6 protein-coding genes and 3 pseudogenes are annotated in these 11,937 nt (G+C 37.4%); 6 read left to right on the top strand and 3 right to left on the bottom strand.

Going from position 1 to position 11,937, the window contains the following annotated elements; all coding sequences use genetic code 11:
• Positions 1-230 precede the first annotated feature (230 nt).
• Entirely contained in the window at positions 231-359 is a 129-nt protein-coding gene (locus AFK68_RS43650; protein ID WP_256386667.1) for a hypothetical protein, read from the top strand.
• 99 nt (positions 360-458) lie between these two features.
• Entirely contained in the window at positions 459-3,047 is a 2,589-nt protein-coding gene (locus AFK68_RS27575; protein WP_094676825.1) for a M1 family metallopeptidase, read from the top strand.
• A 1,637-nt stretch (positions 3,048-4,684) separates the two neighbouring features.
• Here AFK68_RS27575 and AFK68_RS27565 read toward each other — a convergent pair.
• The 3 genes from AFK68_RS27565 to AFK68_RS46705 all read right to left on the bottom strand — a co-directional run bounded on the left by AFK68_RS27565 (position 4,685) and on the right by AFK68_RS46705 (position 7,838).
• The gene (locus tag AFK68_RS27565; protein WP_094676823.1) at positions 4,685-6,865 is read right to left on the bottom strand and encodes a tetratricopeptide repeat protein; all 2,181 of its coding nucleotides are present in this window, start codon (positions 6,863-6,865) and stop codon (positions 4,685-4,687) included.
• A 105-nt stretch (positions 6,866-6,970) separates the two neighbouring features.
• On the bottom strand, positions 6,971-7,441 hold the full coding sequence (locus AFK68_RS27560) for a hypothetical protein (RefSeq protein ID WP_094676821.1): 471 nt from the start codon (positions 7,439-7,441) through the stop codon (positions 6,971-6,973).
• A gap of 253 nt (positions 7,442-7,694) precedes the next feature.
• Complete coding sequence (locus AFK68_RS46705; RefSeq protein WP_371357592.1) at positions 7,695-7,838, bottom strand: hypothetical protein; 144 nt, start codon at positions 7,836-7,838, stop codon at positions 7,695-7,697.
• Positions 7,839-8,692: 854 nt separating this feature from the next.
• Between AFK68_RS46705 and AFK68_RS27550 the strand changes: the two are divergent.
• From AFK68_RS27550 to AFK68_RS27540, 4 genes and pseudogenes are all read left to right on the top strand, one after another.
• Positions 8,693-8,992: pseudogene (locus tag AFK68_RS27550) on the top strand (CDP-alcohol phosphatidyltransferase family protein); the annotation flags it as partial.
• A gap of 1 nt (position 8,993) precedes the next feature.
• A pseudogene (locus AFK68_RS42695) lies at positions 8,994-9,141 on the top strand (CDP-diacylglycerol--glycerol-3-phosphate 3-phosphatidyltransferase); the annotation flags it as partial.
• 650 nt (positions 9,142-9,791) lie between these two features.
• A pseudogene (locus tag AFK68_RS27545) lies at positions 9,792-11,006 on the top strand (ABC-F family ATP-binding cassette domain-containing protein); the annotation flags it as partial.
• Position 11,007: 1 nt separating this feature from the next.
• Positions 11,008-11,934: ATP-binding cassette domain-containing protein (locus AFK68_RS27540; RefSeq protein WP_143438356.1), on the top strand; the 927-nt coding region annotated here is incomplete at its 5' end.
• Between the last annotated feature and the right edge of the window lie 3 nt (positions 11,935-11,937).

The following is an 11,937-nucleotide window of genomic DNA, read 5'->3' as shown; positions in this document are numbered from 1 at the left end:
TCTGCCACTCATCCCATCATCAAATCAATTATTACCCATTTTTTATCAATTAATTCTCCCTCCAACCTATTTCTTGGAGATACGCTTAGGGCTTCTATACCAGTTTACCCAATAATAACCATTTGATATTTTTTCAATAACCGTAAAACTGGTTTAATCAGTGCCTTCTGTTCAGTCAAATTATTAGAGCCTTAGAAATTCAGGCTAAGTTTGAAGAATATAAGGCCAAGTTGAACAGTAAGTCTGAAGGCCAAGAAAAAGAACAGACTGGAAAGTTTACTAACTTAGTCCATTCTCGGACTGTGGCCTTTACTCTGAGGCGGTTATTTCCTTTGCTAAAATCTAACTGTGTTGATTAAAAACCTGATTTAACGTTGTAGAGTAATCTAAATATCGCTGTCAGGACTAGCATCAAAAGAATCCTTGCTTTGTCCAAAAAATATTAATAATTATACCGAATGTCCAATATTTACTTTGATTCAGAAAACAATTCCAAATCCTTTGAATTACCAGGCGCGAGGCCACATTATAACCCCGATCGTCCGGGTCAAGTAGAACATATTTTCCTTGACCTAGAACTTGACATTCCTCACAAAAGTTTTCACGGCACTTGTACTATTACCTTGAACCCTGTCAGGAGTAGCATTGATAAATTAACTCTTGATGCAGTTGACCTAGAAATTAACTCTGTTAAAATCAACGACACAGAACAAACCTTTGACTATGATGGCAACGAATTAAACATTTACCTACAACCAGTCACTACAACAGGTCAACAAATTCAAGTAGCGATCGCCTACAATTCCAATAACCCACAACGAGGTCTCTATTTTACTACTCCCGACAAACATTATCCAGACAAACCAACCCAAGTTTGGACTCAAGGGGAAGATGAAGACTCTCGTTACTGGTTTCCCTGCTTCGACTATCCTGGGCAACTCTCAACTTCAGAAATTCGCGTCAAAGTACCTCAGAAATTTATTGCTATTTCTAATGGTGAACTTATCCACACTGAAGAGAGTGGAGAAGATAAAATTTATCACTGGATGCAAAGACAAGTTCATCCTACATATTTAATGACTTTAGCAGTAGGTAAGTTTGCTGAAATTCAAGATGAATGGAATGGTATTCCTGTAACCTATTATGTAGAGAAAAAACGCCAAGATGATGCTCGGCGCACTATGGGCAAAACTCCACAAATGATAGAATTTTTTAGTCAGGAATTTGGCTATAAATATCCTTATCCTAAATATGCTCAAGTTTGCGTCAATGATTTTATTTTTGGCGGTATGGAAAATACTTCCACAACTTTACTAACAGACAGATGTTTATTAGATGAAAGAGCAGCTTTAGATAACTATAATTCTGAAAGTTTAGTTGCTCACGAACTTGCTCATCAATGGTTCGGAGATTTGATAGTAATTAAACATTGGTCTCATGCTTGGATAAAAGAAGGAATGGCTTCCTATTCGGAAGTATTATGGACGGCAAACCAGTATGGTCAAGATGATGCTGCTTATTACCTTTTGAAGGAAGCTCGAAGTTATATTGCTGAGGATAAAGGTCGCTATCGTCGCCCTATTGTGACTAATGTTTATCGAGAAGCAATTGAGCTTTATGACCGCCATCTTTATGAAAAAGGTGCTTGTGTTTATCACATGATCAAAACAGAATTAGGAGCTGAATTATTTACTAAAGCTATTCATAATTTCGTTCAAAGTAATGCTCATAAAACTGTTGAGACTATTGATTTATTAAGAGCAATTGAACAGGCAACTGGAAGGAATTTATTATCCTTATTCGATCAATATGTTTTCCGGGGTGGTCATCCAGATTATAAAGTTAATTATGCTTGGGATGGTAATAGTAAATTAGCAAAAATTACCGTCACACAAATAATTCCTAAAAATGACAAAAACGGCGATGTAAGTAAAGAATTATTTGACCTAAAAATTCCGATCGCTTTTGGTTATGTCAAAGACGAAAAACCAGAATTAATTAACTTTAGTGTGCGGGTACACGAACAGGAACAAACATTCTATTTCCCACTTTCCGAAAAACCAAAATTTATCAGTTTTGATGTAGGTAATAATTATCTGAAAACAGTAAAACTAGAATATCCATTGGCGGAACTGAAAGCGCAATTACAATTTGATCCAGATCCTACATCTCGCATTTATGCTGCTGAAGCATTGCTGAAAAAGGGTGGTTTAGAAGTTGTCAAAGTGCTTTCACAAGCACTGATAGATGAACCTTTCTGGGGTGTGCGGGTTGAAGTTGCTAAACAACTAGGGAAAATTAAACTAGAACAAGTTTTTGATGGTTTAGCTGTAGGTTTACAAGACGAAGATGCTCGCGTGCGTCGTGCTGTGGTGGAAGCACTAACACAGATAAAAACCAATGAAACTTATAAGTTACTCAAGTCTCTAGTAAAAAATGGGGATGCCAGTTATTATGTGGAAGCTAGTGCGGTATCTGGAATTGGAGATATTGCTGCTACCAATACTAAGTCCGAACAAAAAAAAGCAATTAAGTTATTGAAGTGGGTATTAAAAAAGAAACAGGGTTGGAATGAAGTGGTGCGTTGTGGTGCAATATCAAGTTTGAGTAAGATGAAGACTTCTGAAACTGCTCTGAAGTTGATTTTGAAATACACTGCTCCTGGTGTACCTCAACCGTTACGTTTGAATGCTATCCGCGTTTTGGGAACTATTTCTCCTGCTCAGTCTCCTGTTAATTTAGAACGAATTTTGCAACGACTGACAGAATTATCACGGGAAACGTTTTTCTTGACTCAGGTTTGTGTAGTTGCTGCCTTGTCGCAAATGGAAACTGCTGAAGCAATTGGAATATTGCAGAGTTTAGCTGAACAAACTCCTGATGGCAGAGTGCGTCGTCGAGCTGAGGAAGCAGTACAGAAGGTGCAAAAAAATATTGGTTCTGACAAGGCGCTGAAGCAGTTGCGTGATGAAATGGATAAGATGAAAAAGGAAAATCAGGAATTGAGGAGTCGTTTGGAAAATTTGGAGGCGAAGGCGAAAGTTTAAGTAGAAGAAGTAGGGGAGTAGGGGAGTAGGGGAGTAGGGAGAAAGGAGAAAGTAGTAAACTGGCACGACTAAAATGGTGCCCTGCATCATTGGGGGGCGGGTTTATCTAACTTTAGGTGAAAGCTCGTTAATTTAACGGGGAAACCCGCCCCTACTATTTAAATGGTGCAATAGATGTAGGTTGGGTTGAGGAACGTAGCTTGCTTCCCGAAGGGTAACCCAACAACAATCTTTCTCCCGTACGGACGTTCGCATTTTTGTTATGCAACGTCCCTACCTACTTCCTAATGCACTATTTTAACTGAATGTGGCGATCGCTCTAACTGTAAAGTCATTGCGACGGTAACACCGTGGAAGGAAGCAATCTCAGGAGTCTTAGATATTTCTCCCATTTATTCTTAATAATAACTATTCAACCGGACATGATATAACTGATAACTGAAATGACACTCTAATATAGAATCCGGGTAATTAGTTACTGTAAAGTCATTGCGACGGTAACAGCGTGGAAGGAAGCAATCTCCGCGAACCCATGAGATTGCTTTCTCTCGTCGCAATGACGACTATTCAACCGGATTTTATATAAAAAGGCTGAAACTTTTATACATCAATATTTTTAGGATTAATCAGCACACCCTAACTATTGTCCAATAGATGAATAAAACATCAATCTACGGAAAAGCTAGCATTTTTTTCGTTCTAAAAAGCCTAAAACCTTTGCCTGTAAATGTTTTGAGATTAAATCAGCACACCCTAACTATTGGACAATAGATGAATAAGACATCAATCTTGGAAAAATCAGCGATATAGCTCTTTTCTCTGACTAATATCAAATCCGGTAGTATCGGTATAATTATTGCCCTGTAGGGGTTTGGTCTCCAAACTCCTAGTTTGTAGTGGTTTTTGCCAATACTGATGTGGAACCTTATTCTCCAAAGCAAGCGGATTTGATCTAAAATAGCGATCGCTTCAAAGAAAAATTGACATAAGGTCTGATATAAAATCTGGTTAAACAGTTGTCATTGCGACGAGAGAAAGCAATCTCATGGGTTCGCGGAGATTGCTTCCTTCCACGCTGTTACCGTCGCAATGACTTTACAGTAACTAAATTACCCGGATTCTATATGACTGTTTGCCAAGATGTAGTTATTTAAGGCAATAGTTATGACTACTGGACCGTTTCATCTAAAACTGTGCATTAGATTTGTCATTGCGTTAGCCCAGCTTTGCGATAGCAAACGACAGTGTTTGCGGAGCAGTCCGTCAGGATAGCAATCTCAGACCAATTTGCTATTGCACTATTTAAGGTGAAACACTCCACTACAACGCCTAACACTGAAGCAACCCTGACATATGTTATTAATAAGTGAGACAATTTATCGACTGGCGTTGATACTCTTTCGAGTCGTGTTGATAAGCTATCTACCGATGTATAAAGTTTCAATTATCGCTTTGAAAATTACCAAAAAGCAACTCAGTGGGTGGTGCAACTTGCTTTTACTCTAATTGCTAGCGCTACTATTACGGTAATTGTAACTTCAGTTCTGAAATCATAAGCAAGGAGCTTTTCAGTTATCAGTTATCAGCAAAACTGAGCAGGCAAGATTCTATCCCCCCACACTCTCCACCCTCTCTGTCTAGCTCTGTTGTTGTTGGCGACAACGTTGGAGATTTTTTCGCACAATTTTAGTATGAGGATGTTCCTGACCTAATGTTTGTTCAAACATATCCAGTGCTTGTTTCAACAAAGGTTCTGCTGCTTCGTATTTCCCTTGAACACGATATAATTGTCCTAGACTACCAAGGTGGGTGGCAAGGGATGGATGATTTTCGGGTAGGGCAATTTTGTCGATTTCGATGGCTTGTTTTAACAAAGGTTCTGCTTCCGAGTATATTCCTTGAGAATAATATAAATGTGCTAGGTTGTGGAGGTGGATGGCAAGGAATGGATGATTTTCGGGTAGGGCGATTTTAACGATTTCGATGACTTGTTGATACAAAGGTTCTGCTGCACCGTATTTCCCTTGTTCGCAATATAATAAAGCTAGGTTGTTGAGGTAGGTAGCAAAGTGGGGATGATTTTCAGGTAGGGCAATTTTGACGATTTCTATAGCTTGGAGGTACAAGAGTTCTGCTGCACCGTATTTCCCTTGAAGACGATATAATTCTGCTAGGTTGCTGAAGTGGATGACAAAGTGGTGATGATTTTCGGGTAGGGCAATTTTGATGATTTCTATAGCTCGTTGGTATAAAGGTTCTGCTTCCGAATATCTCCCTTGAGAACGATATAAATTTGCTAGGTTGTGGAGGTCGGTGGCAAGGAATGGATGATTTTCGGGTAGGGCAATTTTGTCGATTTCTATGGCTTGTTGGTACAATGTTTCCGCTTCCGAGTATCTCCCTTGAGAATCATATAATAGCGCTAGGCTGTTGAGATGGGTGGCACGTTTGGGATGATTTTCGGGTAGGGCAATTTTGATGATTTCTATAGCTCGTTGGTATAAAGGTTCTGCTTCCGAGTATCTCCCTTGAGAATAATATAAATTTGCTAGGTTGTTGTAGACTGTTGCCACATCAGGATTATCTTTATCTAGCCGTTTTTCTGCTATTTCTCTACCCTTCTCTAACCAAGGTTGTGCCTGGGGGTAAAATCCTTGACGTTCATAGAATGAACCTAACCCAATAAAAATACCAATCAAATCATTATAACTCAAATACTCAGTCAAATGTTCCGCCACTTCTGCAATATGAGGAATATCAACCTCAAATTCCTTAACTTGCTTCAGTGTAATGTTGGGAATTTCCCGTGCTGCCTCCACCGCTACCACAACAAAACGACGTTTCAACTCATCCGCCTCCGAATATTCTCTCAATTTTATCTGCAAAAATTCCCGCACCAGAGGATGCAAACTATAAACCCCAGACTCAACACCCTTTAACAAATGCAGATTTTCCAAATCCCCAATAGCAATTTCCCACACCTCCAACTCCTCATCATCCTCTATCCCATCCAACAACAAACGAATAGGTGCCAAAGCATACAACCCCAACCTCAAACCTATTTCTTGAGTCTTTTTATCCAACCTATCCCAACTCAAAGCGATCGCCTCTGCCACACCATGAGGATAATTAATCAACTCATTAGCTGACATTGCCCGATGTTCGAGACTTTTTCCCTGTAAACGCTGGAGCATTTTTGTCAAAGCCAAATTATCCCTATTCAAAGAATCCCAATACTCATCCAAATACCGCCCCACCAATTCGATCGCCAGAGGCAAATAACCCAACCATTTCAATAACTCCCTTGCTTTCCAAGGTTCCTGCAAAACCCTTTCTCTACCCAATATAGACTTTAACAACTCCATCGCTGCCAAAGGTTTCAAAACATCCAGAGGCAACTCCCGAAACGCCTTACCAAAACTTTTACGAGTCGTTAGCAGTACCCGAAACCGAGAGTCTGGAGGCAAAAAAGGCTTTACCTGACTTTCGTAGTCAGTCACATCATTATAAATAAGTAACGCCTCACCCCCAGACCAATTTTGCCAACAGTAGCGTAACCTTCCCAGTAAATCTTCCTCCTCCGGTAGAATAAGTTGGAGATTATTCTGAGCAAACCTGAGTATCTGAATACCGACATTCTCCGCAGGTACTTCCAACCAACAGATACCACCAGGGTAAGCAGACTTATGAGCAAGAGCGTATCGACGGGAAAGTTCCGTTTTACCCACACCTCCCATTCCCGAAACAGAAGCAACAGCAACCCGTTGATTATTTTTTAGCAATTCGTGGAGTTCGGCAAGTTCCTTTTCCCTACCCACAAAAACTTTATTGTCTAACCATTCCTCCCCAGGAATATTGTATTTTTGGTTAGGATTTTGAGATTGGGTACTTTTCTTGATCGGTTCCCCTACCGACGACTCCAGTCAAAAGGTAACATCACCCTGAAACGTGGGATTTTGAATAACTACATTATTATTACTATCCCTATTTACAGCACTTCCAGTAATAGTGCTTCCCTGAAATAAAGCATTAATATTCTCAGCAGTTACTCCTTGAGACTTTATTTCTTCCAACTTCGCCTTCAAATTTTTCAGATATTCTGGATGTTCCTCCCTAGCAACCTCAACCACATCAATAATATCTTGGTTAAGTTCTGGGTTTTGATTAGCAACTGCCTCCATTTCCCGTATTGCTGCCTCAAAATCTTTAGGAAAAGGATTATCTTCTGCAGGTTTCAAAGCAGCAAAAGTATTTTCAGGCATTGCTTTTACTCTTTGCCATAACTTACCCGCTTGCTCAAAAGTCTTTTCACTTAAACCCTCCCCTGCTTTTTCCACATATTTAACTAAAAAAGGATAGGCGATCGCTGCTACACTTAATTCTATAGGTTCCATTATTTTTACCCCTTGTTAGACGATTAAAAACCACGTCTGTATATTCTGGAGAGGAAATCAAATTTCAGTAAACTTTTCCACAGTTTTTTACATAGCTCTTGTCAAGGCCAAAGTAGCGATCGCTGCAAAAGTTAATTCTATAGGTTCTATTTTAATCAGTTATTGTTATTTGGCTTTTTAATTTTAGATTAACATACGCATCATAGAATTTATAAGAAAATAGCTCTGTCTTCCAAAAAATGTCTAAGTACCATTAATAAATATCCTCATCTTCCTCCAATAATTCTGCTTCAAAAGTTTGCACTACATCATTTAATTCAGCCTCCGGACAAGATGTAATTAACACCTCAAAAACATCTAGCAACTTCGCAGCAGTTTCTCCCAAAGTCGGACTCATTCACCAAACATCTTGCACCCAATCTTGAGGACGTTCATCATCAAAAATCAAACGTTCTAATAATTGCTTTGCTTCTTCTTTTGATACAGACATAATTATAATTTCAACTAATAAAATCAATCTCAATAATTTTAGCAATTATATCATATCGGGTTGAATAGTTATAATTAAAGTTCGGAGTAGAGCTTTAGCCCTAAGTATAAATATGGCTAAAGCCCGACTACAAACAAAGACTTTTTTATCATTGATTATGCGGAATAATATTACTCAATTAAAATCTAGACTATAGCCTGAATATACTAACATATAGCAATTATAAATTACTTGTAAAAAAACTGTAGGGATTTTGGTTTCCAAATCCTATTTTTGTTTGAGTTTGGAGAAGAGGGTTTGGAGACCAAACCCCTACGATAAAATGTTACAACATAAGCCCGGATTGGGATTTTTCTCTTAGCTTTAAAGACGAGGGTTTGGAGACCAAACCCCTGCGATAAAATGTTATAACATTTTATCGCAGATTGGGATTTTTATCTTAGGTTTAGAAACCAGGGTTTAAAGACGAGGGTTTGGAGACCAAACCCCTACGATAAAATGTTATAACATAAGCGCAAATTGCGATTTTTCTCTTAGGTTGAGAAACCAGGGTTTAAAGATGAGGGTTTGGAGACCAAACCCCTACGATAAAATGTTACAATATAAGCGCGGATTGCGATTTTTCTCTTAGGTTGAGAAACCAGGGTTTAAAGACCAGGGTTTGGAGACCAAACCCCTACGATAAAATGTTATAACATAAGCCCGGATTGCTATATAATAATATTTACTCCTTTTTCCCTTCTCCCTTCTTCCTTCTAATTATGAACATACCTAACTCAATTACCTTTTCTCGTCTGTTGGGAGTACCTATTATTCTTTACACTCTCAAGACTCCAACTAATCAAAATCTTTGGATATGTTTAGTTATCTTTTTAATTGCTTCAGCTACAGATTTTTTAGATGGTTATTTAGCACGAAAACTTAATCAAATTACCGACTTAGGTAAATTTTTAGATCCTTTAGTAGATAAATTATTAGTTTTAGCACCCCTATTAGCATTAATTGAATTAGGAAAAGTTCCCGCCTGGGGAGTATTTTTAATATTAGGTCGGGAGTTAACCNTCAAATTATCGCCATTGCTTTATTAATTGCTCCTTTACCAAAAGTTTGGGCAACTATAGCAATAGTTATGTTTTGGATTTCTGTTGCTTTAACGATAATTTCAGGGATAATTTACTTATTACCTAATCAAGAAACTAGCAATACATAAGTTTTCTTTTTCAACTAATTTTTAATATCTATTCATAATAAAAATTAATTCTGTAATAAGTAGGGTTTTGGTTTCCAAACCCCCTTGGTCTCCAAACCCCCTAGATAAGAAAACTATATTCCAGTCAATATTTAATTGCTTTTTAATGTAAATATTCAGCTATAGCAATCCTAAATAGGTTGTAATATTTTATCGTAGTGCTTTGGTTTCCCAATCCCATTTTATCTTGGGTTTGGAGACCAAACCCCTACAGTTTTTTTGATCACAAATCATTTAGGATTAGTATATTAGCTAATATTAAAAATCATCTTTATATCCAACAGTTTCTGACCAAAAAATAAGGTCTCAAGCCTCCCCTTTCAAGGGGATGAAAAAAATATATTCAATATTTCAAGCCTCTGGCTTTCCTACGGAATGCTGCGCAAACAGGCAGAGGTACTGATAACTGTTAACGCAGTTCCTCTGCAAGAGGCTAACTGATAACTGAAATGACCGCCTTGGCTTTAAGCTACAATTGATGTATAATATAAAATCCAGTAGTATAGGTATAAAAAATTGTAGAAACCGGGTTTGTTTTAAATGCCCCACTTACTAACATTTACCCCCCCACAAACCCGGTTTATTATAACACTCAAGTTAATAATAAAAAAATGAGTATATTCACACTTCAATCAGTAAAAAAAGATTTTGGCATCAAAGAAATTTTAAAAGATGCCAATTTCAGTTTAGACCCTAGTGACAAAGTTGGTTTAATTGGTACAAATGGTTCGGGAAAATCCACTTTATTAAAAATGATTGCTGGTTTGGAACCTACAGACGGCGGTCAAATTTTAGTCAATCAAAATGTGAGGATTATTTATTTGCCTCAACAACCAGATTTAGATGAAAATAATACTGTTTTAGAACAGGTTTTTGCCGACAGTGGCGAACAAATGGCACTGGTAAAAGAGTACGAAGAACTATCAGAAAAATTAGCTCATCATCCTGAAGATAATCTTTTAATGGCGCGTTTTTCTGAAGTAACTCAAAAGATGGATTCTACCAATGCTTGGGAGTTAGAAACTAAGGCAAAAATTATTCTCAGTAAATTAGGAATTCAAGATTTTGATGCTAAAGTTAGTAACTTATCTGGCGGTTATCGTAAACGAATTGCTTTAGCGACTGCCTTACTTGCTGAACCTGATGTTTTGTTAATGGATGAGCCAACAAACCATCTAGATGCTATGTCTGTAGAATGGTTACAAAGTTACTTAAATACTTTTTCTGGAGCAATTTTATTAATTACTCACGACCGTTATTTTCTTGACAGAGTTACTAATAAGATTCTGGAAATAGATAGAGGGGATATTTTTACTTATTCTGGCAACTATTCCTACTTTTTAGAAAAGAAAGCTTTAGCTGAAGATTCAATTGTTAGTTCTCAAAAGAAACATCAAGGAATATTACGCCGGGAATTAGAATGGTTGAAACGGGGGCCGAAGGCTCGTAGCACTAAACAAAAAGCTCGGATTCAACGCATAGAAGAAATGCAAGGAAGAGAATTTAAAGAAGCATTAGGAAAGGTGGATATTTCTACTGCTGGTCGTCGAATTGGCAAAAAGGTTATTGAGTTAGAAAATGTTTCTAAATCCTACGATAGTAGAACCTTGATTAAAGATTTTACTTATGAATTTGTGCCTGAAGATAGAGTGGGAATTATTGGTGGTAATGGTGTGGGAAAATCAACCTTAATGGATATTATTACAGGTAGGATTGAACCTGATTCTGGGAAAGTAGAAATAGGAGCAACAATACATATAGGTTATTTTGACCAACATTCGGAAAATTTGCTGGATGCTGCCATTGAAAATCAAAGAGTAATTGAGNACTTATGAATTTGTGCCTGAAGATAGAGTGGGAATTATTGGTGGTAATGGTGTGGGAAAATCAACCTTAATGGATATTATTACAGGTAGGATTGAACCTGATTCTGGGAAAGTAGAAATAGGAGCAACAATACATATAGGTTATTTTGACCAACATTCGGAAAATTTGCTGGATGCTGCCATTGAAAATCAAAGAGTAATTGAGTATATAAAAGATGTGGCAGAATTTGTTCAAACATCAGATGGTACTCAAATTAGTGCTTCTCAAATGTTGGAAAGATTTCTATTTCCAGGTACTCAACAATATGCTCCTGTTTATAAACTTTCTGGTGGGGAAAAAAGACGATTATTTCTGTTAAAAGTATTGATGAGTGCCCCTAATGTTTTGATTTTGGATGAACCGACTAACGATTTAGATGTACAAACTTTAGCAGTATTAGAAGAGTATCTTGAAGAGTTTAATGGTTGTGTAATTGTAGTTTCTCACGATCGTTATTTTCTCGACCGAACTGTAGATAGAATTTTTGCTTTTGAAGCAGTAGGAAATTTACGACAATATCCGGGAAATTATTCCCTTTATTTAGATTATAAGGAAGTAGAAGCAGCAAACAAAAAATCTGTAGAAGTTGAGGAAAAGCCAAAGGAAAGTCAGTCTAAACAGCAAAAGTCAGAAAGAGTTTCTCGCGATAAGACTGGGCAAAGAAAATTATCATCAAAAGAGAAGCGAGAATATCAGAATTTAGAGAAAAAAATTGCTCAGTTAGAAGCTGAAAAAGCTGAGGCAGAAAACAAACTTTATAATGCACCTCCCACAGAAGTAAGTGAAGTTCAAAAACTCCATGAAAAAGTCGAAAGTTTAGGTCAAGAAATAGATATTGCTACAGAAAGATGGTTAGAATTAGCAGAGATAGATTCTATGGATAATTAATAA

The organism is Hydrocoleum sp. CS-953 (assembly GCF_002260545.1).
GTDB lineage: Bacteria > Cyanobacteriota > Cyanobacteriia > Cyanobacteriales > Microcoleaceae > Trichodesmium.
Note: the sequence above shows the minus strand (reverse complement) of the source record. Positions and strands in the feature narration are given on the sequence as shown.